This is a genomic window from Acinetobacter sp. ANC 4178 (assembly GCF_004331175.1).
Lineage (GTDB): Bacteria > Pseudomonadota > Gammaproteobacteria > Pseudomonadales > Moraxellaceae > Acinetobacter.
Map to the genome: position 1 here is coordinate 612252 of NZ_SJOD01000001.1, position 23832 is coordinate 636083.

Below are 23832 nucleotides of genomic sequence, written 5' to 3' on the forward strand. Positions count from 1 at the left end.
TTTAAAGGGAGGTTGGGAGGGATTTATAAAGTCTCATATTTTTTAAAATCATAAAGACATAATAATTTTTTATAATTTGAATCTAAATCACCATCAATTTTTACTAGATAATTTTTTAAATCATCAGGCGAAAGTGAATTATTAAAAACTTTATAAAATATATAATCAATTTTATAGCTTTCAGGAATATTTTTAGTAGACAAAATATCATCAATATTATTTAAGCTGTGAACATCAAATCTACTTAAACTAGTTTTCAGATTATTTGTAAGCTTTAATTTTTGCTGAACTTTTAGAATCTCTGCTTTTTGCAAATCAGGAACTAGATGTACAAACCCAAAGATAGGAAACCAATGTGATTTAGCTATTGGGAACTCATCGATCAACTTTATCAAATTTTCACTTTCATTTGCAATAATATCAAAATAATCAATTATTAACTGCGATGAATCCGTATATGTATATTCAATAGTAGATTTAGACTTTGGAGAAATAGCCAATATTCTTTCTGAATTTTTTAATTGATCAATATCCTCTGCAATACTAACTTTTATGGTTCCACCTGAAGTTATATCCTTAACATTATCTAATACACGTCTAATTTCATAAGTTGATACTGGTAAGCTTAATGACTCTAATGCACGGTATAATTCAATATAGTTATCTGTTTTAAGTTTATTTATTCGTAAAGGATAACCATGTACATCAATATCATGATCTAATATTTCTAAAGAATCTGATCCCTCTTGGTATTCTACAAGTAAAAAATTATTTCTTATTAATTCTGCTTGTTCTGAATTAAATTGTACATATTTAAAAATAGTACTTAGAATTTTTTTTATATTTGTATCATTAACACTGTAACCTAAAAATACTATTGGATTATGAACAAATAGAGAAATTAATTGTGCTCGAATTAAATCATATCTCTGATCAAAATCTGCATAGTCTTCTGTCGTAAAAACTAATTCTTCTGGATTATCAACACTTCCATGAATTTTATATACCGAACCATAGGGATTACTTAATAATATATTATTTCCAACTAACGGTTCAAAATCTGTAACATCTTCTATTAATTTATCATAATTTGTTGTGATTATTGATGATATGTTTTTGGACAACAAATTAAATACTTCCAACTCATCGCTCTTTCCATTTCTTTTATCTAAATTTTTTAATAATGAAGCTATATAAATTTTAAATTTATCAGAAGTAATGCCTTCACCACTTTTACGATAATATTCATCATTTATATCTTTGAACTTTCCATTACGATCTTCAGAAACTTGACGATTAAATTCCTCCTGTAAAAAAGAAGCTAATTGCATGAAATCATAGTTTCCTGATTTTCTGTCGTAAACTCGTCCTTTTAGATCATAAAAAAACTCATTGTTTCCTTTTAATTCAAATGCAATTTGTTTTAGAAGCCCTTCCCATGAGTATGAATTTTCAAGATAACGTAAACTAAAACCTGTACCAATAAAGAGTACAGGATGGTTTTTATAATTATTAATAAAATCAAATATATCCATAATTTTCTACATAGCAATGCTTGTTGTATTGCTGATTTATAACATTAAAAAAAAAGAACTTCCATTATTTAAACTCAAATCCCTCCCAACCTCCCTTTAGAAAAGGGAGGAGCCTCACGAATCAAAAACCATCATCAAATTCACGTGAAGTCCCTCTTTTTTAAAGAGGGATTTAGGGAGATTCTTTCAAACAATATAAATAAATCTGTTCCACCACAGCATCAGTTTCAGTCAAAATCTGCCTGTTACTAAACCTCACCACCACAAGCCCCAACTCACTTAAAGCCTCATCTCTTGCCTGATCAGCCTCCAATCCATCTTCTGTGTAATGCTGCCCGCCATCACACTCAATGACCAAATTCACTGTTGGACAGTAAAAGTCCACGATAAAGTTAAGAATTGGCTTCTGCCGATAAAACTGCAATCCTAAAATCTGTTTACGCCTTAACCTCTGCCATAGCAGTTGTTCCGCATCGGTCATATTGTTGCGTAAATCACGCGATGGAAGTTTTAAGTTCTTGTTATAAGGTTGCATCACGACGCTCTTTTTTTAAATATTCTTTTAAGAATCTTGGCATAATATCCACCAGAGAATAACAATGCACGAAACATCATCATGAACACAACCCAACTTTTTCTCGGTGTTATCTTTAGCTCAATTGGTTTAGGCTATTTTTTGTATGGAAAAAAGCAAAAAATGACTGTGCCCTTTGTAGTCGGTCTGGTTCTCATGGTTTTTCCTTATTTTATTGAAAGCAATTTCCTACTGAGTGGCATTGGTATTGTATTATCAGTTATTCCTTATTTTTTACGTTTTTAATTCGATTTAACAGTTTCAAGCGATTCGCACTGGATGTTTAACACATTCCAGTGATGCATCATCTCGCGTAAAAATACAAAGTAAACCAAACTAAAAATACCCTGTTCTGCCACTTTACACACATAATATTCACGACGCGTAATGAACTCATTAAAGCCACTTTCAAGCTGTATACGGTCTATGCTGTGCTGATTTGGAAAAAATAAAGTCAGAACTTCCTGAAATAAAGCATCTGCACTGATTGCACTTTTAGGCTGCGCATAATGAATAGGAACCGATTCTAATAGTTCTTCAATCACATAAATCATTAATTCGATAGCAAGTTCATCCAGTACTTCATGACGCATACTATTCGATTGTATGAATCGTAAGCCTTTATCAATCTGAAAGTGCTGCCCATCAAGCTCAAAACTCAGTTGCTCCAAGCCTAAGGAAAATTTTATTACTGCATTGGAAGTAGTCATGGCATTGATCCTCCAAAATCAAAGCACACAAAGATTGAGTGCATCGAGAATTTAATGACAACCCCTACCCAAATACAAACGCGCCATCCTATTCTTCCTACAAGATAGCGCGTCTAAACCTAAAGTTCTGCGGTATTCGGTTTAGTTTGCTTTGGTCTTCGGTAAAAATGCAGTGGCAAAGCCCAATAATGGTAACAATGAACACACAGCAAACACCCACTCAATGCCTTTTACATCGGCTAAATATCCTAACCCTGCTGCTGCAATGCCACTCACGCCAAACATTAAGCCGAACATTAAGCCTGCAATCATGCCGACCCGTCCAGGCACAGCTTCTTGCGCATAGACCACCATGGCAGCAAAGGCAGAAGACAGTACTAAACCTGTTATGACTGACAATACTGTGGTCCAAAATAAATTGGCAAAAGGCATCATTAAAGCAAACGGTGCCATGCCAACAAAGGACACCCAAATCACTGCTTTACGACCAATCTTGTCGCCAATTGGCCCACCTGCAAATGTACCCAGTGCCACCGCAGCCAAGAAGGCAAATAAATGCAACTGAGCACTTTGCAAACTGATATGGAATTTATGCATCAAGTAAAAGGTAAAGTAATTACTGATACTGGCGATATAAGTGAATTTAGCAAACATCAACACACAAATGGTCGACAGCGCAATAACCAATTGACGTCCATGTAATTTGCTTTGAACTTGCTGAGCCTTGGCAGCCAACTGTTTTTTACTGTGGCTGATGCTCCAACAACTCACACCAAACAATACCCAAATGGCCAGCAGCGCAAATACAATCAATAAGGCCACGGCATGTTGTCCAAATGGCACAATAATCAACGCCGCCAATAAAGGTCCAATCGCTGTACCCGTATTACCACCTACCTGAAAAGTCGATTGTGCTGTACCAAAACGCCCACCCGATGCCATACGCGCCACGCGGGAAGCTTCAGGATGAAAGGTGGATGACCCCACCCCAATCAGAGCAGACCCGATAAGTAATACCGTAAAACTAGGTGAAAATGCCAACAATAAAATACCACTTAAGGTCACTAACATACCCAGTGGCAACAAATATGGTTTAGGTTTTTTGTCGGTATAAAGACCAATCCAAGGTTGCAGCAATGACCCAGTTATTTGATAAACCAATGAAATCAGTCCAACTTGCGCAAAGCTCAGCGAGAAATTGGTTTTCAGCATCGGATAAATTGCAGGGAGAACGGCTTGAATCAAGTCATTCAGTAGATGTGCGACTGCCACAGCACCCACAATTTTTACAATCATTCCTTGTGGCTGAAGATTTGCCACAGCTTCATCCATGCTTTCCTTCGCCTGTATTGAAGACGTCATAGCTGAAAAACTCCAATCATTGATATTTCAACAAATATTGTAAAATGTCATTCAGGAGCTTATCTTCCAATAATCCACGCCTAAGTGACAAATTGCAGATTGATATGTCGAATTTATTAATTGAAACGGAAATGTCCGAATTGGTGATAGGGCTATCCTCTGAACATACTTACCGAGAAATAACCCCTGCACATAGCCATTCACGAGCGCAGTTTTTGTACGCCTCGACCGGAATTATTCAAGTGTTTACCCCAAATCATGTTTGGTTGATTCCACCCATGTGTGCGTTATGGATTCCTGCACATATTGAACATAGTGTGATTTCTTTAAGTCGGGTTAAAATGAATACTGCACTGATAGAAGCGCAAGCCGCATCGGTATTGGGTCAACAGTGCTTTATTATTCGGGTCAGTAAGTTATTGCATGAATTATTGATTCGTTTAAATGCGATTGAACATATTGCTGTGTCTGAATTACTCAGTTCAAGAGAACTTTCCCGTGCATTACAAATCCTGATTTTTGATGAAATTCAGAAAGCCAATTCTTTATCGATTCAAATTCCATGGCCGCAAGACAAACGGCTATTAAGTATCTGTCAGGCGCTCTTACACGAACCTCAACACCATAAAGACTTAAGCACATGGGCAGATGAGATAGGCACCAGTGCCAGAACGCTCATGCGGATGTTCCAAAAGGAAACTGGACTGTCCTATCGGGCATGGTTGCAGCGAATGCATATTGCGCAAGCCTTAAGTAAAATTGCGAACGGAGAGTCCGTTGCACAAATTTCAAGAGCACTTGGATACAGCAATCCAAGCGCATTTAGTGCCATGTTTAAACGGCATTTAGGGCAAACACCGCAGCAATTTAAATATAAAGATGAATAGAACGGTGACCAATATTGCTTAGGCTGTCACTCGGTCTACAAATAAAATACCGTTGAGGTGATCTACTTCATGTTGCACGATACGTGCTGGAAAGCCTTCAAAAGTCGTTTCCATAACATCCCCTTCCAAGGTGTGATAAAGCACTCGAATGGCTTGTGCACGCTCAACCTGCGCACGTTGATTGGGCACACTTAAACAACCTTCTTCACCCAAACTAGTCACTTCAGAAAACTCTAAAATTTGTGGATTAATCATGACCACAGGCTGCATCTCAGACGCATCGGGATAACGAGGATTCGGACGCGAAGCAACAATAATCACTTGTTTAGAAATATACAATTGAGGTGCTGCAATACCGACACCATTACGCTCCAACATGGTTGCGTGCATAGCAGACGCCAATTGCATTAGCCATTCACTATTAAATTCTGCCTCAGCAACTGGTGCTGCTTTCAGTTTTAATATGTCTTCTCCGCGTTGGGCAACGGGTAAAATCACACTCATACACTGTTCCTAAGATCAAGACTCAACGATTGGTTTCCATCTATTCTGAACCAGTTATCCATAAATTGAAATTGGTAGTTTCATGATGAATTTCTAGCCTTTATGTATTCTTGTGCAACTCTTGGCAGTTCAAATGGGCTTTTACCAAACTGTTTTGCCAAGTACAGGCTAAAATAAATATAAGCTTAAAAATGTTTATCGCCCATCCTTTTGAGATGAGCGATAAATCGAGTTCCTTACGACACGTCATACATGCTGTCATGAAATTTTAATGTAGACTCTTTCACCCCATCTCGGTCGTGATCAGAGCAGCCTTTCACCTGATTCCCTGCTATTTATAAACTTGGCAATAAACGAGAAAGCAGCAATTCATTTAAACAACCGCTTGCCAGTAATTCACTTGCCTGCTCAATATCAGGGGCAAAGAAACGGTCTTCACTGTAGTAAGGAACTTGGTCGCGCAAGATTTTACGGGCTTGTTCCAATTTAGGCGAGCTTTTTAAGCCTTCTCGGAAGTCTAATCCCTGACAAGCGCCTAACCATTCGACAGCTAGAATGCCACGAACGTTATCAGCCATGTACCACAGTCGTTTTCCTGCATTCGGCGCCATTGATACATGGTCTTCTTGGTTCGCTGAAGTTGGCAAACTATCAACACTCGCAGGATGTGCAAGTGCTTTGTTATCACTGGCTAAAGCTGCTGCAGTCACTTGAGCAATCATAAAGCCTGAGTTAACCCCACCATTGGCCACCAAAAACGGTGGAAGCTGTGACATATGACGGTCCATCATCATCGAAATACGACGTTCTGACAGTGAACCAATTTCTGCAATTGCCAATGCTAGATTATCTGCCGCCATGGCTACAGGTTCTGCATGGAAGTTACCACCTGAAATCACGTCACCTTGTTCTGCAAAAACCAGTGGGTTATCCGATACGGCATTGGCTTCAATTTCTAAAACTTCTGCCGCCTGACGGATTTGGGTTAAACAGGCACCCATCACCTGTGGTTGGCAACGTAAAGAGTACGGATCTTGTACTTTGCTACAGCCTTCGTGTGAATGGGCAATTTCACTTGATTCTGTTAAGAGGTCGCGATACGCCGCCGCTACATCAATTTGACCACGTTGGCCACGCACTTCGTGAACTCGGGCATCGAACGGTGAGCGTGAACCCAGCATTGCTTCAACACTTAAGCCACCACAAACTGTTGCAGCCGCAAATAAGTCTTCCGCTTCAAATAAGCCGCGTAAAGCGTAAGCGGTCGAAACTTGTGTACCATTTAAAAGGGCTAAACCTTCTTTTGCTGCTAATGAAATGGGTTCTAAGCCTGCAATTTTGAGTGCTTCAACTGCCGGTAACCATTCACCTTTATAGCGTGCTTTGCTTTCACCCAATAAGATTAATGACATATGCGCCAGTGGTGCCAAGTCACCTGAAGCACCTACTGAACCTTTTAAAGGAATGTGTGGATAAACTTCAGCATTAATTAAAGCCAACAACGCATCAATGACTTTACGGCGAATCCCTGAAAAGCCACGTGCCAAGCTATTGGCTTTCAATAGCATAATTAAGCGAACCATGGCATCGTCCAGTGGCTCACCCACACCTGCGGCATGCGAAAGAACTAACGAACGCTGTAATTGTTCTAAATCTTCTCGTTCAATTTTAGTCGATGCCAATAGGCCAAAACCTGTGTTAATGCCGTAAGCGGTGCGCCCTTCATTTACAATCTGTTCTACACAAGCCACGCTTGCATTAATGGCTGGGGCAGCACTTTCATCTAATTTAACTTGAATCGGGTTGAGGTAGGCTTGGCGAAGGTCTGCAAGTGTAAGTTGACCAGGTTGAAGTAAGAGTTCCATCTTTGTCCTTTGCTTCACGATATTGTTCAATCTCAATGCATGTTTATCCATAAAACAGCATTGCATTTACTTCTATCTATTTGTTATTGCATCATCATTATCAGATTCAGGAAGATAGCATCAACCCAATCTGTATATCAATGTATTAGCTTGTATATACATTTCTTTATTACATAAAGCAGCTTCGTTGAAAAGCTGATTTTGGGGATTTTTTTAAAAGCGCAAGATTAACTATTTATCCTCAGATACTTGAATCAAAAAAGTCTGGTCTTTGGCTGAATGTCCATTTGATTCCATTAAATTTTACTTAATTCAATCACGCAGCACTGCCGTACAGCGGATGCAGAAAAAATAAGATGTTTCTCATTGGGATTGGAATGTAGATAGATGCTCTGGTGTTGCTCAAGCTTAAATGGTTGACCATCCACAGACAGCTCTAGTGCCAAAATGCTTTGATTAAAAATAAAGACGACATCTGCTGAAGAGAAAAACTCAAGAGCTGATGAATCTTCTATCCATTGGTAGCGAGCAGTATAATGCTGTGGTGAATAAATTAAATTAAAATCACGGATTGGCCCCGCCAATAGATTACAACTGACCAGACGATCCCCACTAAATTGGATCGACTGCAACGTCTGTAAAGTGTGGGTTGCTCCATCAATATTTAATGCAATACCCGTTCCCTCTAATACCGTCAAAAAACGTTGCATTCCCATAAACTGAGAAAAAGTCCCTGAAGTCGTGACATCTGCCATTGAAATGCGCCAATCAAACTCGGTCAAATCCTCTCCTGCACTACGTGCCAGTTCTAAGGTATAGCCTGCGCCATTTTTCCAAGGCATTTTTTTATAGTGCTTCGCTGTAAGTAACTCAATCATAGCGTAAATTTACCTTCTAAATAATCACGGCTGTCTGGGTCAATCAGTCGTACACTTGAAATAAGCTGTTGGTTTACCCTTGTACGATGGCAAATCCATAAACAGGCTGATTTTTTAATTTTTAACCCGTTACATGCTTGAGCTAACGCTTGAATAGTCGCGACAATATGCTCATCTTCAGTGATTTATACTCTCGACATTAAATACGTCTTCGAGGCAATTTGACTAAAAGCTTGGTTTAAATCATGCTCGAATCTGTGCATTTGCTAAGCTCGTAGCAAATCATCAAATTCATCTTAACGTATTGCCCATATATTTGTATATACAGGACTATACATTAAAATATATTCTGATTAGACCGCCGTTGTCTCACTCAATGCTCTAAGATCTTTGTTGTTGGTAAAAAAGAAAAGCCATGTAGATACATGGCTTTTCTCTGATTCATTTGGGGTTCAACATTAAGCTGGAATTTGTTGAGTAATACAGTGAATATTGCCACCACCCAACAGAATTTCACGTGCAGGCACACCTGTAATTAGGTAATCAGGATACATTTGCTGGAACAATGCTTTAGCTTGCTCATCTGTACTTTCATCAAATAATGGGAAAATAATATGCTGGTTACTAATTAAGTAATTCACATAAGAACCCGCCAAACGATTGCCTTCAACACGCTCAATTGCATTGCCTTTTTCGACATCGTTAATTTCATTTTCACGCGCAAAAAGTGGCCCTGGTGCTGGCAATTTCCACACTTTTAATTTACGCCCTTGAGCATCCAGACTATTTTCCAACACCTTGAGTGCTGCGACAGAGCGTGGATATTGCGGATCAGTTTCATCGTCGGTCCAGTGCAATGCCACTTCACCTGGGCGAACAAAACAGCACATGTTATCTACATGACCATCCGTTTCATCGTTAAATACCCCCTCAGGTAACCAGATAAAATTTGTGACCCCTAAACATTCTTGCAGAATTTCTTCAATTTCATCCTGTGTTAAATCTGGGTTACGGTTTGGATTCAGCAAGCATTCTGCTGTGGTTAATAATGTGCCTTCACCATCCACATGAATTGAACCCCCTTCAAGCACCAATGGCGTTGCGAAAGTTTCTAGCTCATGCATGGCAGTAATGTGTTTTGGAATGAGTTGATCTTGGTCCCATGGGAAATATAAGCCACCATTTTCTCCGCCCCAAGCATTAAATACCCAATCAATTCCCAAACGTTCACCTTGTGCATTTTTCACAATGGTTGGGCCTGTATCACGCGTCCAAGCATCGTCACTTTCCATTTCATACAAAGTCACTTCTGCTGGCATGGTTTGACGTGCCTTTTCCATTTCTGAAACTGGAACTGCCATAAATACAGGGGTCTTTTTCGAAATAGCAGCGGCAACCTGAGCAAAAGCTTGTTGTGCAGGTTGCGCATTGTTGCGCCAGTTGTCTGTACGGTATGGCCAAATCATCCACACGGCTTCTTGCGCTGTCCATTCGCCTGGCATACTAAAACCCTGTTGCTTTGGGGTTTTTACTGTTTTTTGCTTTTCTACCACAAGTTCCATTTTTACACTCTCTTGAATTTTTACATGTTCAATTTTTTGATTTAGTGAATTAAAGTGGTTCACTCACACTGACTTAACTGTTTGAAACTTCCTCTACAGGAGATCCCAATGAGATAGGCTGCCTTTTAATTTTCTTGTACAACACCAGTACAATTCCTACGCATAACCAAATTCCGCCAAATTCGAGTGCTGATTTTTCCAAGTTAATCCATAAACCCAGTAAAGAAAGCACCGATGCCAAAGGTAAAAATAGGTTCATAAACAGGTTTTTAAACCCAGTACGTTCTTTTCTAATCACAAAGAATTTCATGAAAACTGAGAAATTCACCATGGTAAAGGCAATTAAGGCACCAAAGCTGACATAATTCACCACCGTAGCGAGGTCTACATAAATTGCCAGTAATGAAATTAAGCCTACAAAAAAGATGGAATAAAGTGGTGTACCCAGTTTTGTACTGACCGATCCAAATACGCGCTTATTGAAGATGCCATCACGCCCCATAATATGAATTAAGCGTGAAGCACTCGCATGAGTTGCTAAACCAGAGGCAAAGGCATTCATAATTTGTACAGTTAACAATTGCGTCTGAAATGCTGCGCCACCGACAATCAAGGCAATTTCTGGTAAGGCTTCATCAGGATTTTTGAATTGCGCCAAAGTTGGAAACTGTAATGTCACGAACCAAGATACTGTGATAAAAATTGCACCGCCCAATAGAGTGGTCCAAATAATCGCTTTTGGAATGGTCTTGGTTGGATTTTTGGTTTCATTTGCCAAAGTCGATACAGCATCAAATCCTAGATAGGAAAAGCACACTAAAGACACACCAGCGACCAGCGTGGTCAGTTCTGGATCACCATTGAACATTGGCTTCAATGTCATCACCTGGCTATAACCTTGTGAGTCTCCTATACCTGTTACTACCAGATAGATAAAGACCAGCATCATAATTAAAGTAGCAACTACAAATACAAAGCTGAAATTCGCCAGAATATTAATGCGGAAGCTATTAATCAAGGTAACCAATCCCACCATGATGAGTACCCAAGTGGTATAAGAAACATCGGGGAAAATGGAATTTAAATAAAATCCAGCAAGTAAGGCATTGATCAGTGGTAGCAGCATATAGTCCAATAAGGAACACCAACCGACAAAGAAACCCATGGTTTTACCGCAGGTTTCAGTGGTATAGGTATAAGCTGAGCCCTCTTTGGGCGATAATCGACTAAAACGTGCATAACTCAATGCGGTTAACAACATGGCAACCAATGCCAACAAATAGGCTAAAGGCACTTGACCATTGGTGACTCTTGAAATAATCCCAAAAGTATCAAAGACCGTAGCTGGTGCCATATAGGCGACCCCTATGACAACCACTTGCCAAAGGGATAGACTCCTGTGTTTATTCTCACCTTCCATGCTTTTACTCCTGTAGCAATGCAAGTATCTGATTTAATGCAATATTTGTTCCAACTTACTGCATATATACTGAGAAGAGCATCCTTTTCCTTCTCAATAATCCTTAAAACCACATCTAAATCGTAATTACATTTTCTTCTAAATAACTTTGCATTCCAGACTCACCAAGCTCACGCCCAGTGCCGCTCTTTTTGAAGCCGCCCCATAACGAACTTGGGTGAATCATTTGGAAAGAGTTAATCCAGATGTGTCCAGCACGAAGTCGCTTGGCAAGGGTTTTACCGTGATCGACCGAGCCTGTCATGATGGTGGCTGCCAAACCAAATTCTGAGTCATTCGCGACTTGAACAGCTTCATCTTCACTACTAAAGGTACGACAGCACATGACTGGACCAAAGATTTCTTCTTTCCACAAACGGCTGTGGGTTGGTACATCAATAAAAATTTGCGGACGGATATAAAACCCCTGCGCTGGACATTGAATATTTTCCGCATCAACCAAGGCTTGCAGTTGTTCTTGTTCTGCAAGTGTTAAATATTCATTCACTTTATTGAATTGTTTTTGCGTGGTCATTGGACCCATGCTGAACTGACCTTCAGCTTCTTGTCCCAACAAAATGGCTTCTGTCGCTTGTTTAAGCTTTTGGTAAAACTGTGCAGCTATCGATTCATGCACCAATACACGCGACATGGCAGAGCACATTTGTCCTGAGTTATAGAACATACCGCCAACAGCTTTTTCCACAGCATCATCAATGTCGGCATCTTCTAACACTAAAAATGCAGACTTACCGCCCAATTCAAGGGTGACACGTTTGACTGAAGTTGCCGCAGCTTGCATCACTTGAATACCAATTTCGGTACTGCCGGTGAAAGAAACTTTTTGTACCTCTGGATGACGGACCAAATGTTCGGCTGCAATCGCATCACCAAGGACTAAATTAAAAACGCCTTGCGGAAAATTAATTTGATTCAGCAATTTAATAAATTCGAGTTCTGGTAATGGCACCAATTCCGAAGGTTTAAAGACCAAAGTACAACCCGCTGCCAAAGCAGGTGCAATTTTCCATGCACTGGTAATTAAAGGGAAATTCCACGGAGTAATGAGCGCCACCACACCCACTGGATTTTGCTGATGGGTGAGTTCAGTGCCATGATCGGTTTGGCTAGTTTTGCTAAAGGCAAATTTCTGTACTAAATCGGCATAGTAGCGATAGCATTTAATACTGTTCTCGACATCGGCTTTGGCTTGGCTCAGTGATTTGCCATTGTTGCTATGTGACAGTTCAACCAATTTTTCTTTTGCTTGTTCAAGTACATCGGCAATTTTATTTAACCATACCGCACGCTCCGCTGCGCTAGTATTACTCCAGCTTGCTAAAGCATGATTTGCTGCTTCAACCGCAGCATCCACATCATGGATTGAGGCTGTCACAAAGTGTGCAAGTGCTTGCTCACTGCGTGGATTGATCACCACAATCTCGGTGCTGCCTGTCGTTGCAGCCCATTGTCCATTGATATAATTTTTCATCTTTTTACTCGCCTTTGTCTGTGTCCATCATTTGAGGCTTAATCTGTCTCTTGTGTGTACACCACAGCAGGACCATTATTACAGTTCGTCTTTCTTGACTTTTTATCTTGTTGTTTGCCCAAAACCATTGTTTAAGCAAACAACTACTGAGCAACCGACCCAAATGGATCAGGTTGCCAGAAGGTTGGATGAGAATAAAACTTATAAATGACCTTCAGCTTTTAACTCTGCAATCGTGTTTTGAATTGCATGACGTAAGGTTCTAACGACAAAATCAACTTGGTCACGTGTTAAAATTAACGGTGGAGAAAGAACATTCATATGACCCACTGGGCGTACAATCAGACCTAATTTCTGGCAGTGATTGGCAATACGCTTACCCACACCCACTGAACCATCAAATAACTCTTTGCTTTCTTTGTTGCGCAAGTTTTCAATACACATCATGAATTTCTTGCCGCGCACCTGACCCACAATTTCCAAATCAGCTAAGGTTTTGAGCTGCTCTTCAAAATAAACACCGACATCTTGTACATGTTCGCAAATGTTTTCGCGCTCAATAATCTCGATATTTTTTAATGCAGCCACACAGCTCACAGGATGACCTGAATAGGTAAAGCCATGTGTCAATAAGCCACCCTTGTGATGCGGTTTACTAATGGCTTCATAAATTTCATCAGAAATAATGGTTGCACCCAAAGGTAAATAACCTGAAGACAAACCTTTAGCACAGGTAATGATGTCTGGCACGATCCCGAATACTGCTTCTGAAGCAAACATATGACCTAAACGACCAAATGCTGTTACCACTTCGTCCGACACATACAGCACGTTGTATTTCTTACAAACAGCCAACGTTTTCACATGGTAGCCTTCTGGCGGCACAATTACCCCACCTGCGCCCATAATTGGCTCTGCAAAGAATGCCGCAACATTGTCTGGGCCTAGTTCTAAAATGGTATCTTCTAATTCCTGCACTTTTTCATTACAGAAATCTTCCATCGACTGAGATTCAGGCTTGCGGTACGGGTTTGGACATGAAACGTGATGGACCAGTTGGTTGTGAATTTCAAAACCAATATGGTCTGCTTCAATGCCTGTTAAGCTCATACTGATGTAAGTACTGCCATGATAAGCATCTTTACGTGCAATCAGTTTTTTCTTTGAAGGCTGACCAATTTGATGGAAATAATGGTGAATTAAACGCACTGCGGTGTCGTTTGCAACTGAACCACCACAACCAAAAAACACATGATTTAAACTTTCTGGTGCATGTTCAGCCAACTTCGCTGCCAATTTTGCTGCTGGCGCAGTGGTTTGATGACCAAATGGTGAGAAGTACGGCAACTCCATAATTTGTGCAGATACTGCATCGGCAATTTCTTGACGACCATAGCCCACATTCACACACCACAAACCACCAATACCATCTAGGTATTTGTTGCCATGTGCATCATAAACAAAGACATTTTCACCTTTTGCCATAATTAAAGAACCTTCTTCTTTAAATGTGGTGAAATCTGTCCATGGATGAATCACATGGTCTTTGTCTTTTTGCCAAATATCTTGAATATCAACTTCTACAGGTAATTTAGAGTTCATACTTTGTCCTTCCTAACATTTCGCAGCAGATCAATCCTGAGGGCTGCGTTTTAACTGGGTATTTATTGAATCATGTATTTAGACAGCTTCTGCACAATGCGGTTGCACTGTATTTGCTTGCATAGCGTCATAATTTAAGATGGCATTGAGCAAGACATCTGCACCCTGCGCTGCATCCAGTGCATAAACATCTTCAGCTTCGTTATGGCTTAAACCATCAATACACGGAATAAAAATCATGGTGGTTGGGCAGTGTTTTGCAATATTAATCGCATCGTGTCCTGCGCCACTGACAATGGTCTGGTTCGAATAACCTAGCTTATCCACAGCTTTTTGTACCGTTTCGACACATTCCGTATCGAAATAAGTTGCTGGACTTAACCAATGCTGAGCAATGCTAATCTCTAAGTCATGATGTTCCGCAAGGGTCTGTAAAATTCTGCGTGTTTCTTCTTCCATTTCTTTCAATACGGCATCGTTTGGATTACGTAAATCGATGGTCCATTGAATTTGACCTGGAATAGTATTGCGTGAAGAATTCGCAACTTGCATTTCACCAAAGGTCACTAATCCTTCTGGAAAGCGTTTACGAATATTACGCTCTAACTCCGCGATCATTGCCGCTGTACCCACCATGGTATCTTTACGCATATACATTGGTGTGGTGCCTGCATGGGCTGCTTTACCTTTGGTTTCTATATCCAGCCACAAAATTGCTTGCCCACCCGTCACTACACCAATGGCGATTTGGTTCTGTTCTAAAACAGGTCCTTGTTCAATATGCGCTTCGTAATACGCTTTGAATGGACGAGCTAAAGGGGTTTGACCTAACTGAGCTGTACGCACCAATTCCGAGTAAACTGAAACACCTTGCTTATCCGTACTTTCATATACTTTTTGCTTCGGTAATAAACCAGTAAATACCGCAGAGCCCATCATCGCTGGGGTAAAACGCGCGCCTTCCTCATTGGTCCAAACCACAACCTCTAAAGGATGGTAAGTCGTAATTCCCTCTTCAGCCAAACGTTGCAAAACTTCCATACCAGACAGTACACCGTAGATACCATCAAAACGACCACCTTTTGGCTGTGTATCTAAATGGCTACCCATCACGATCGGTAAAGCTGTATCAGAATGACCTGCTCGTCTTAAAATTAAATTTCCAATTTCATCATAATCAATTGAAAGATTGATTTTTTTTGCCCAATCAATCAGTAAAGAGCGTCCAGCAACATCTTCATCTGATAATGCTAAACGTGTATTTCCGCCTTTATCCGTTGCGCCAATTTTTGCCATTTCCATCAGCATTTGCCACAAACGTTCCGCATTCGCTTTCATTACTAGAAACATCCATTTTATAAAATACTTTTTTGTGTCTTTTTCAGAACACCAAATTTCATAAATTCACTCTAGAAAAAAAACCGAGCAGCAACAAGTGATATATTTTTAAGCGAAATATTAGTAAAACTTATACCCTACTATTTCATTCAACTTTACTGGTCAGAACTATATTAAATAGATTGCCATATGAACCAAAATATAAAACTCAGACGCACCGTTCAAAAATGACTAGCACATTGATATTGATCAAGTTCATCAAAAATAAAATTGCAATCTATAGAGGTACACAACCAATTTTGCTTATTTTTTTAATCCAAAATTATTTTAATTGCACCGAATACAGCACCTTCACCACACTGAAGATGCTGAATTAACAATCAACAATCCGATGTAAAAATAAACAAATTGAATATTGTCTGAAAATACAAATAACGAGTAACAACCCAACAACTCAAATAAGCACGACTTTAGTGATGCCTTCAAAAACTCGGCAACCAACCAAAAAAAATATTGGTAAAATACAAAGAATTATTCTAATTTTCCAGAATAACCCTTATGTACCTTAATACGCTAAATTTAAGTATGACTAGATTTAGAATACTTTAGTGATACTAAAAATCACTGAATCATTGGCATACTTTAATTCTTTATTGATATTTGAATCGACATAATACAAATCAAAAATAAAGTCGTTATAGTTATAATTTCCGCCTACTTTATAATCATAATATGCGTCTTTCTGATCTGTTGCCCAAAGAACATCATAGGCTTCATGACTTGAAAACTTGTTATAACCGACTTGGGCGTAAGCATTCCAGCTTTTAGCAATTGGATAGGTATAACTGGTTTCATAACGAAGCATTTTACCAGTTTGGAAGAAATACTCTGGAGAATAATAGAAGGTGAAATTTAACGCATCATCATCAGTTAATAAGCCCATACCTGTTGCAGCAACAGAATATTCTTCATAGTCAGTATCAGGTAAAGATTTATCCGAACCAGGATAATTAATATCACCATATTGAATATTGAGTTTAAGATGATCATTAACCAAATAATCATATCCTAAATAATAATCCAGCTCTATGCTGCTACCAATATCAAGCTCACTGTTCGAAGCAAAAAGTTGCGCATATAAGCCTGAGTCATGATCTATTCGTAAAGTACCTTGTACCGCAGGATCACCTTCCGTTTGCGAATAACCGCGTGAATAATAATCTGTTAAAAATGAGACCGTACCACTGGTTGAAAAACTTTTTAAGATATTTGATTCTTCGACAGTTTCTGCATGCACACTCGAAATTGCCATTACTGCCAATAAACTACACATTAGCTTATTTTTCATTACTAACCTTCCATCAATTCCATGATTTTTATTTGGTTTTTTATTGTCATTCTTTTTTTACGAAAGCATAGAACCAATTCCTACAATTCAACAGGAACCATTTCAAAACACAAATTAATTATATTTTTCAATATCTTAGAATAATTCATTCAAATAAAATGCAGCGACTAAGATGATCGCTGAAGTATAAAACAAGATAAAAAGCATTTTTTTCGCTATAAAGAGAATAATAAGATAGTGTTACAGAGCACAACCATATGTATATACCTTCAAATGAAAAAAAATGAATTGCTTGATTCATTTTTTTGAATGATTCACATTAAAAACACCTCTTAAATCATTAATAAAATATTGCTCTACTAAAGATAACTCCCGATCTTTATGCCATGCTAGTGAAATTGGGATAATGGATACATAAGGAAAAGGCGGAAGCTGTTTAAATAAATGGTAGTTACTGCTTTTTTCAATAATATTTTTTGGCAATAGACCAATACCAATGCCATTTTTAATAAAACGAATGACTTCATCCATATTATTGGTAGTCACAAGCAAGCGATTATTCTTTAAAATTTTCTCACGAACTTCGCTTAAAGGTGATAATGGATCATTTAATTGTTCACTTTGAAAAGAAATAAATCCATGTCCTTTAATTTGATCTATTGTCTCAATATTTTCTGTATATAACGCATGTTTATCACTACAAAATAAGGCATATTTTTGATTAATCAAAGTTTGATAATTAAGTTTTGAGTGTTGGATTTGATTAATTCCAATTCCAAGTGCTGGAATCTTTTGTAATAATAATTGTTGAATTTCTTTGCTTTTCAATACATCAACTTGAAAATCAACTAACGGATATTTCTCATGAAAATCATGTAATAATTGATCATAACGTGTGGACTCAATACGACTCAGCACTAAAAGTTTAATTGTTCCAGACAAACTATTTTTTTCAGTATTTAATCTTTCTTCATAGTCCATTAATTGACTATAGATCATCATACTTGCTTCAAATACAATCTCACCTGTAGCGGTTAAATAAAACTTTCCTCCTGTTCGTACAATTAAGGGGTCTCCAATCTGCTCTTCTAATCTTTTTAAACTTTGACTGATCGCCGACTGAGTTAAAAATAATTTAATCGCCGCTTTATTCAAACTTCCTTCTTGAACAATCACACGGAAGATCCGAAGCAAAGACCAATTACATTTATCGAGCAATACATTTGATCTCATGCTGACTTACCTCATTTTATGTGATCTCATAGACTTCCTTCTAATCATATCAAAATTGAAAGCGACACTGTTCTTATTTTTGGTATTCATTCAATCCTAATGTATTAATTTTCTATTTATTTATAGTCCAATAAATAGCATTATTTTTAGATAAAAAACCTCATCAATAAAATGTTACTTAGCCCATTTAAAATGAGTATATAAAATTTTATAACAACAAACTTCAAAGCTATTTTTATTTAGTATTTTTTCATTAATTTAAACATCTTTAACTTTATTTAAATTCAAACATAAAGTTTTCATTTTCCATATCTATTACTTGTGAATTATCAAAAGTAAATAAAATGAAACAAGATCTGAAGAGATGGGTCCTCCCCTTCAGACCTTAAGAAGCATTTGGTGTTTGCTCTATACCCTTAATTTGAACTTTTTTAGGTAAAGATACGAGAGCCATTTAATTGTAGGCGAAGAGTGCCAATTGATTTTCATTCCACAAGTTGGTTAGCACTGGATCTACGTTTAACCATTAAGATTTGATTGACAAGTTCAATCCAAGCATCCGTATGTGTGAAGTTCATCATTATTGTTGGGAAAATAACAAAAATATCTACACTTTTGTTTCGTGTAAATTGATGAAAATAGTAGAATTTTGTGAATATACTGATATCAAATTGACAGATTTGCTTGTTTTTAAAATTTTTGGTGATCCTAAGTACATTGAAATCGAACCAGCATGAAATTAAATTCATTTTCTGCGGTTGTTTGTTTCATTAGCGGCTAAGGCCATATTCAATAACTTATAAAAATATTTATCATATTGAAAATTTCCAACTTAATTTAAACATTTTTCTGGCAACACTGATAACATCCACAATATTCATTAAATTGCTTTATTGAATAATCTAACCTCTAGATAGAAAAGAATATATTTTCATGGAAATCAAGCAAATAAAGTATTTCTTAACAGTCGTTGAAGCAGGAAGCATTGGTAAAGCGGCTCAAAAACTCGATGTTGGTGCTTCGGCTATTAGTCAACAAATTAGTAAGCTAGAACAAGAATTAAGCATTCGCCTGTTACAGCGTAATGCTTTTGGCGTCACACCTACACCCGCGGGTCTGGCCTTTTTAAAACACTCTCAACTTATTTTGCGTCAAGTGAACTTTGCAATAGATGCTGCGCATTCAGCACGGCTTTCTGGTCATGTCAGTCTGGGTTTTCCACCGACCATTACCGCTTTAATTGGCATCCCTTTAATGAAATTAATGTCTGAACGCTATCCAGACATTCGCCTCGAAATTGTCGAGACACTTTCGGGCAACCTGATTCAGTCAATCAACTCACGTCAACTTGATATCGCCATTATTTTTACCAATGAAATTGACAAGCAATGGTCCATACAACCGTTGGTACGTGAGCAAATGTATTTAATGGCACGAAAAGAAGTGCTTGAAAAATACGGTCTTGCCGACTGCATCAAAAGTGGAATTATTCAGTCTCAACAAATTGGTGACATTCCTTTAGTCCTACCACGGCAGCGTCATAGCTTAAGAAAATTGCTTGAACATAAGATTGGGCAGCTTAATGTTGTCTATGAAATTGATGGTCTGCACTTACTCATGGACAGCTTGATTCACCTTGACCTTGCAAGCATTCGCCCCGGAAGTGCCTGTCTGCAAGAATACAAACATAAGCTTCAACTACTTAAACTGATAGACCCTGAGGTTGAGCGAATCAATTACTTGGTCAGCCTTGCCGAAGAAGAATTATCACCTGCTGCACTCGCTGCAAAATCAGCAATTAAAGCCTGTGTGAAAGAACTGATTCAAAACCAAATCTGGCCGTGTTCTGAAATTATTTTATAAAGGGTCATTAATTTTATTAAAGACCTCATTAATTTTGCCCTCTCACTCCCTCCTACTGTTTACGATTACATTTTCATCTGAATGATAAGTAGATTTCTGTTTATCGGAATATAGATGTGTAGTTTGAACTGGAAACAAGGCATCACATTTTCTACGCAGGATACCTTTAAATCTCATCTCTAACCCATGTGCTATTTAGGTTTATTGAATGAGTCAATTTAAAGCCCTCTATTGAAGATCGTGAATGTTTCCATTTTGTCAGGCCAAGGAGGTCTCCAATGGATGTCGTGAATAACCGTAGGGCTACTTTTAAAAAAATATTAAATGTAACGAGTGGCAACTTTTTAGAACAGTACGATTTTTTTCTTTTTGGTTTCTATGCCACTTATATCGCAGCAAAATTTTTCCACTCTGAAAATGAATATGTCTCTTTAATGATGACATTTACCGTATTTGCTGCGGGCTTTCTTATGCGTCCTCTCGGCGCTATTTTCTTGGGCGCTTATGTCGACAGAGTTGGTCGACGTAAAGGTCTTATTGTGACTTTAAGCCTTATGGCAATCGGAACCATCTTAATTACCTTTGTACCGGGTTATGAGACGATAGGTATTCTTGCGCCAATTTTGGTGGTGATTGGACGTCTATTACAAGGCTTCTCGGCAGGTGTTGAATCTGGCGGTGTATCGATTTATCTCGCTGAAATTGCAACAGATAAAAACCGTGGATTTATCACAAGCTGGCAATCTGGCAGCCAACAAATTGCGGTTGTATTTGCAGCATTACTTGGCTACTGGCTCAACACCATTTTAACTACTGCTCAAGTGGGTGAATGGGGCTGGCGTATTCCATTCTTAATTGGTTGTTTGATTATTCCTTTAATCTTCTTGTTCCGTCGTACGTTAGAGGAAACTGAAGACTTTAAAGCGCAAAAAACTCATCCATCAACCAAAGAAATTTTCAGCACGCTTGCGAGCAACTGGCGCATCGTACTTGCGGGCATGATGATGAGTGCCATGACCACAACCACATTCTATTTCATTACGGTTTACACCACGGTGTATGCAAAACGTACTCTAGAAATGTCGGTAACAGATAGCCTTTTAGCGACTGTATTTGTGGGTTTATCGAATTTCTTCTGGTTACCAATGGGTGGCTTACTTTCAGACAAAATTGGTCGTCGTCCAGTTTTAGTCGGCATTACAACCCTTGCCATCTTTACAACGTATCCAGTTTTAAGCTGGTTGGTGAGTGACATTAGCTTTACCAATCTGATTATTACGCTTGCTTACTTCTCGTTCTTCTTTGGTTTGTACAACGGCACCATGGTCGCAACCCTTGCCGAAGTAATGCCAAAACGCGTACGTACAGTTGGCTTCTCTTTAGCATTCAGCCTTGCAGCAGCTATTTTTGGTGGCATGACTCCAATTGCATGTACATATCTAGTTGAACACACAGGCAATGCAAGCACACCAGCATTCTGGCTGATGTTAGCAGCGGTATGTAGTCTCATCTCAAGCTTGTATTTATGCCGTGGTTCTAAGCAGAAGAATGCTGACCCAATTGCTGAACCTGCGAAGGTTAGCGCTTAAAACAACAACGACTTAACCTGAAATTTTAATGAACAGTACGGCGCATGTTGCAGCCGTACTGTGCTCTCCTATCATTAAAGCGAGATACTATGAAAAAGTCCCCTATCTTCATGACCATTTGCCTAGCTGGTGCAGGCTTAGGATCAACGCTTGCTAACGCAGATACACTCGAAGTGATTAGCTCAGGCGGTTTCTATTCATCTATGGAAAAACTCATTCCGATATTTGAAAAACAAACTGGTCACACGGTTCACCTTTCATCTGGTTCATCAATGGGCGCGTCGCCAACTGCGATTCCAAATCGACTCGATCGTGGTGAACATTTTGATGTGGTGGTGTTGGCTGCTCCTGAACTGAACAAGCTTGCAGAAAAAGGTTATGTCGACTCAAATTCACAAAGTGCTTTAGTCAATTCAAGTATTGGCATGGCTGTGCCTAAAGGTGCGCCAAAACCAGATATTAGCTCTGCGGCAAAATTTGAAAAAGTTTTATTAAATGCTAAGCATATTGGCTATTCAGCAAGTGCAAGTGGTACGCATCTTGAAAAAGATGTTTTCCCAAGCTTCCCACCTGTCGAGTACAAAGTGATTTCTGGTAAAGCAGAAAAAGTAGTCGGTGACCGTGTTGCAAAGCGCATTGCTGAAGGTCAGTTTGACATTGGTTTCCAGCAAATTAGTGAAATCAAACCTTTTACTGGCCAATATGGTCAAGTTGATTTAGTCGGTCCAATTCCTGCGCCTTATCAAAAAGTCACTGTGTTTGCAGCGGGCATTGGTAAAAACTCTGAACATGAAAAAGTCGCAAAAGAACTCATCAAATTTGTGAAGTCACCACAAGCAACACAAATTATTGAAGAACAGGGTCTGGAGCAGGTTAAACAATAAAAGCTCTAAAAGGCAACGTCTTGAGGTGATGTTGCCTTTACTCTGTTGGTGGTTTACTCAGCGCAATAGAACAAAATGTATAGCGATAAACCAGTGTAGAATAACTAATAAAGGACAATGTAGTATTTGCCGTGGAACTCAAACAATTAAAGTATTTTATTGCGGTGATCGAGTCAGGAAGCTTGGGTAAAGCTGCAAAAAATCTCGATATTGGAACTTCTGCATTAAGTCAGCAAATCTCAAAATTAGAAAGTGAGCTTTCTATTCGCCTTTTACAACGTACTGCTTTGGGTACGGTTCCTACCCCTGCGGGTTTAGCTTTTTTTCAACAGGTTCAACTGGCGCTTAGGCACTTAGACCATGCCGTAGATTCTGCACACTCTTCACGTTTAAGTGGTCATGTCACCGTCGGTTTTTCGCCGAGTGTCGCGTCGGTTATTGGTACGCACTTTTTAAAACTCATGAGAAACCGTTATCCCGACATTAAAGTCCGTTTAATTGAAGGTTTATCGGGTGACCTCAAGGCATTAGTTAATGCAAGGCAGCTTGATGTTGCCATCATCTTTAGTGACGATGTCGACCCACAGTGGTCCATACAGCCTTTAGTCAAAGAACAGATGTTTTTAATCTCGCCTAAAGAAGTGCTGAGTCAGTACCACCTTGAAAGCTGTATAGACACTCAAACGATTACCCATTCACAGCTTAAAGAACTTCCACTAATTTTACCGAGCCAACGACATGGGCTGCGCTTGTTGCTCGAACAGAAAATTCACCAACTTAAAGTGGCCTATGAAATTGATGGGCTGCATTTGTTAATGGAAAGCATTAGCCAACTGGAAATGGCAACCATTCAACCCGCGGGTGCATCGTTAAACTCACGGCAAGACCTATGTTTACTTCGCGTTGTAGAACCTGCAATTGAACGTATTAACTATTTAATCAGTCTTTCTGAAGAGGAAATTTCACCTGCTACTTTAGCCACGAAAGTGGTGATTCGTGCTTGTGTAACCAACTTGATTAATGAAAAACGCTGGCCCGGTGCGGAACTCATAAACACTTAAGCACTTAGTGTTTATTTTTACTAAATACCCATTCAAGCTTAGCCTCTCACTTCACCTTCCCTTTTAAAGCTACATTAACCCTAGCT

The 23832-nt window shown here is 38.9% G+C and carries 20 protein-coding genes; 6 read left to right on the plus strand and 14 right to left on the minus strand.

The window, feature by feature from the left end; all coding sequences use genetic code 11:
- Positions 1 to 23 precede the first annotated feature (23 nt).
- Positions 24 to 1535: an SIR2 family protein gene (locus E0H87_RS02890; protein WP_131322230.1), complete on the minus strand. Its 1512-nt coding sequence runs from the start codon at positions 1533 to 1535 to the stop codon at positions 24 to 26.
- Positions 1536 to 1707: 172 nt separating this feature from the next.
- Entirely contained in the window at positions 1708 to 2070 is a 363-nt protein-coding gene (locus tag E0H87_RS02895; protein WP_131322231.1) for an endonuclease domain-containing protein, read from the minus strand.
- Positions 2071 to 2151: 81 nt separating this feature from the next.
- On the opposite strand from E0H87_RS02895, the gene E0H87_RS02900 reads away from it, so the two are divergent.
- Positions 2152 to 2355 (plus strand): amino acid transport protein, encoded by a 204-nt coding sequence (locus E0H87_RS02900; RefSeq protein WP_131322232.1) that lies wholly within the window; start codon positions 2152 to 2154, stop codon positions 2353 to 2355.
- On the opposite strand, the gene E0H87_RS02905 is transcribed toward E0H87_RS02900, so the two are convergent.
- Together E0H87_RS02905 and E0H87_RS02910 are read right to left on the minus strand one after the other, a co-directional pair.
- Positions 2352 to 2819 carry a hypothetical protein gene (locus E0H87_RS02905; RefSeq protein ID WP_131322233.1) on the minus strand — a complete coding sequence of 156 codons (468 nt, stop codon included), beginning with the start codon at positions 2817 to 2819 and terminating at the stop codon, positions 2352 to 2354. The genes E0H87_RS02900 and E0H87_RS02905 overlap by 4 nt on opposite strands.
- A 141-nt stretch (positions 2820 to 2960) precedes the next feature.
- Entirely contained in the window at positions 2961 to 4181 is a 1221-nt protein-coding gene (locus E0H87_RS02910; RefSeq protein WP_131322234.1) for an MFS transporter, read from the minus strand.
- Positions 4182 to 4285: 104 nt separating this feature from the next.
- Here E0H87_RS02910 and E0H87_RS02915 point away from each other — a divergent pair, with 104 nt between their 5' ends.
- The gene (locus E0H87_RS02915; RefSeq protein ID WP_131322235.1) at positions 4286 to 5068 is read left to right on the plus strand and encodes an AraC family transcriptional regulator; all 783 of its coding nucleotides are present in this window, start codon (positions 4286 to 4288) and stop codon (positions 5066 to 5068) included.
- 18 nt (positions 5069 to 5086) lie between these two features.
- Here the strand turns inward: E0H87_RS02915 and def are convergent, their stop codons facing one another.
- From def to E0H87_RS02965, 10 genes are all read right to left on the minus strand, one after another.
- Positions 5087 to 5572, minus strand: a complete 486-nt coding sequence (def, locus tag E0H87_RS02920) for a peptide deformylase (RefSeq protein WP_131322236.1) — start codon at positions 5570 to 5572, stop codon at positions 5087 to 5089.
- A 335-nt stretch (positions 5573 to 5907) separates the two neighbouring features.
- Entirely contained in the window at positions 5908 to 7437 is a 1530-nt protein-coding gene (gene hutH / locus E0H87_RS02925) for a histidine ammonia-lyase (protein ID WP_131322237.1), read from the minus strand.
- 296 nt (positions 7438 to 7733) lie between these two features.
- Complete coding sequence (locus E0H87_RS02930; protein ID WP_131322238.1) at positions 7734 to 8315, minus strand: HutD family protein; 582 nt, start codon at positions 8313 to 8315, stop codon at positions 7734 to 7736.
- Positions 8316 to 8773: 458 nt separating this feature from the next.
- Positions 8774 to 9877, minus strand: a complete 1104-nt coding sequence (gene aguA, locus E0H87_RS02935; RefSeq protein ID WP_131322239.1) for an agmatine deiminase — start codon at positions 9875 to 9877, stop codon at positions 8774 to 8776.
- Between the two features lie 73 nt (positions 9878 to 9950).
- A complete protein-coding gene (locus tag E0H87_RS02940; RefSeq protein WP_131322240.1) occupies positions 9951 to 11297 on the minus strand; it encodes an APC family permease in 1347 nt (448 codons plus the stop codon).
- Positions 11298 to 11412: 115 nt separating this feature from the next.
- Positions 11413 to 12828 (minus strand): aldehyde dehydrogenase family protein, encoded by a 1416-nt coding sequence (locus E0H87_RS02945; protein WP_131322241.1) that lies wholly within the window; start codon positions 12826 to 12828, stop codon positions 11413 to 11415.
- A 201-nt stretch (positions 12829 to 13029) separates the two neighbouring features.
- Positions 13030 to 14430 (minus strand): aminotransferase, encoded by a 1401-nt coding sequence (locus E0H87_RS02950; protein ID WP_131322242.1) that lies wholly within the window; start codon positions 14428 to 14430, stop codon positions 13030 to 13032.
- 78 nt (positions 14431 to 14508) lie between these two features.
- The gene (locus tag E0H87_RS02955) at positions 14509 to 15768 is read right to left on the minus strand and encodes a Zn-dependent hydrolase (RefSeq protein ID WP_131322243.1); all 1260 of its coding nucleotides are present in this window, start codon (positions 15766 to 15768) and stop codon (positions 14509 to 14511) included.
- Positions 15769 to 16363: 595 nt separating this feature from the next.
- Complete coding sequence (locus E0H87_RS02960; RefSeq protein ID WP_131322244.1) at positions 16364 to 17116, minus strand: TorF family putative porin; 753 nt, start codon at positions 17114 to 17116, stop codon at positions 16364 to 16366.
- A 297-nt stretch (positions 17117 to 17413) separates the two neighbouring features.
- Positions 17414 to 18349, minus strand: coding sequence for a LysR family transcriptional regulator (locus E0H87_RS02965; protein WP_131322245.1), 936 nt, complete (start codon positions 18347 to 18349; stop codon positions 17414 to 17416).
- A 933-nt stretch (positions 18350 to 19282) separates the two neighbouring features.
- Between E0H87_RS02965 and E0H87_RS02970 the strand changes: the two genes are divergently transcribed.
- The 4 genes from E0H87_RS02970 to E0H87_RS02990 all read left to right on the plus strand — a co-directional run bounded on the left by E0H87_RS02970 (position 19283) and on the right by E0H87_RS02990 (position 23746).
- The gene (locus E0H87_RS02970; protein WP_131322246.1) at positions 19283 to 20212 is read left to right on the plus strand and encodes a LysR family transcriptional regulator; all 930 of its coding nucleotides are present in this window, start codon (positions 19283 to 19285) and stop codon (positions 20210 to 20212) included.
- Between the two features lie 278 nt (positions 20213 to 20490).
- The gene (locus tag E0H87_RS02980; RefSeq protein ID WP_131322247.1) at positions 20491 to 21801 is read left to right on the plus strand and encodes an MFS transporter; all 1311 of its coding nucleotides are present in this window, start codon (positions 20491 to 20493) and stop codon (positions 21799 to 21801) included.
- Between the two features lie 89 nt (positions 21802 to 21890).
- A complete protein-coding gene (locus E0H87_RS02985) occupies positions 21891 to 22685 on the plus strand; it encodes a substrate-binding domain-containing protein (RefSeq protein ID WP_205677736.1) in 795 nt (264 codons plus the stop codon).
- A 131-nt stretch (positions 22686 to 22816) separates the two neighbouring features.
- Positions 22817 to 23746: a LysR family transcriptional regulator gene (locus E0H87_RS02990; protein WP_131322248.1), complete on the plus strand. Its 930-nt coding sequence runs from the start codon at positions 22817 to 22819 to the stop codon at positions 23744 to 23746.
- Positions 23747 to 23832 lie beyond the last annotated feature (86 nt).

What these genes read in the sequence shown, in the direction of transcription:
- E0H87_RS02890 (WP_131322230.1), bottom strand. Translation starts at nt 1,535, where the DNA reads ATGGATATATTTGATTTTATTAATAATTATAAAAACCATCCTGTACTC.
- E0H87_RS02895 (WP_131322231.1), bottom strand. Translation starts at nt 2,070, where the DNA reads ATGCAACCTTATAACAAGAACTTAAAACTTCCATCGCGTGATTTACGC.
- E0H87_RS02900 (WP_131322232.1), top strand. Translation starts at nt 2,152, where the DNA reads ATGAACACAACCCAACTTTTTCTCGGTGTTATCTTTAGCTCAATTGGT.
- E0H87_RS02905 (WP_131322233.1), bottom strand. Translation starts at nt 2,819, where the DNA reads ATGACTACTTCCAATGCAGTAATAAAATTTTCCTTAGGCTTGGAGCAA.
- E0H87_RS02910 (WP_131322234.1), bottom strand. Translation starts at nt 4,181, where the DNA reads ATGACGTCTTCAATACAGGCGAAGGAAAGCATGGATGAAGCTGTGGCA.
- E0H87_RS02915 (WP_131322235.1), top strand. Translation starts at nt 4,286, where the DNA reads ATGTCGAATTTATTAATTGAAACGGAAATGTCCGAATTGGTGATAGGG.
- def (WP_131322236.1), bottom strand. Translation starts at nt 5,572, where the DNA reads ATGAGTGTGATTTTACCCGTTGCCCAACGCGGAGAAGACATATTAAAA.
- hutH (WP_131322237.1), bottom strand. Translation starts at nt 7,437, where the DNA reads ATGGAACTCTTACTTCAACCTGGTCAACTTACACTTGCAGACCTTCGC.
- E0H87_RS02930 (WP_131322238.1), bottom strand. Translation starts at nt 8,315, where the DNA reads ATGATTGAGTTACTTACAGCGAAGCACTATAAAAAAATGCCTTGGAAA.
- aguA (WP_131322239.1), bottom strand. Translation starts at nt 9,877, where the DNA reads ATGGAACTTGTGGTAGAAAAGCAAAAAACAGTAAAAACCCCAAAGCAA.
- E0H87_RS02940 (WP_131322240.1), bottom strand. Translation starts at nt 11,297, where the DNA reads ATGGAAGGTGAGAATAAACACAGGAGTCTATCCCTTTGGCAAGTGGTT.
- E0H87_RS02945 (WP_131322241.1), bottom strand. Translation starts at nt 12,828, where the DNA reads ATGAAAAATTATATCAATGGACAATGGGCTGCAACGACAGGCAGCACC.
- E0H87_RS02950 (WP_131322242.1), bottom strand. Translation starts at nt 14,430, where the DNA reads ATGAACTCTAAATTACCTGTAGAAGTTGATATTCAAGATATTTGGCAA.
- E0H87_RS02955 (WP_131322243.1), bottom strand. Translation starts at nt 15,768, where the DNA reads ATGAAAGCGAATGCGGAACGTTTGTGGCAAATGCTGATGGAAATGGCA.
- E0H87_RS02960 (WP_131322244.1), bottom strand. Translation starts at nt 17,116, where the DNA reads ATGAAAAATAAGCTAATGTGTAGTTTATTGGCAGTAATGGCAATTTCG.
- E0H87_RS02965 (WP_131322245.1), bottom strand. Translation starts at nt 18,349, where the DNA reads ATGAGATCAAATGTATTGCTCGATAAATGTAATTGGTCTTTGCTTCGG.
- E0H87_RS02970 (WP_131322246.1), top strand. Translation starts at nt 19,283, where the DNA reads ATGGAAATCAAGCAAATAAAGTATTTCTTAACAGTCGTTGAAGCAGGA.
- E0H87_RS02980 (WP_131322247.1), top strand. Translation starts at nt 20,491, where the DNA reads ATGGATGTCGTGAATAACCGTAGGGCTACTTTTAAAAAAATATTAAAT.
- E0H87_RS02985 (WP_205677736.1), top strand. Translation starts at nt 21,891, where the DNA reads ATGAAAAAGTCCCCTATCTTCATGACCATTTGCCTAGCTGGTGCAGGC.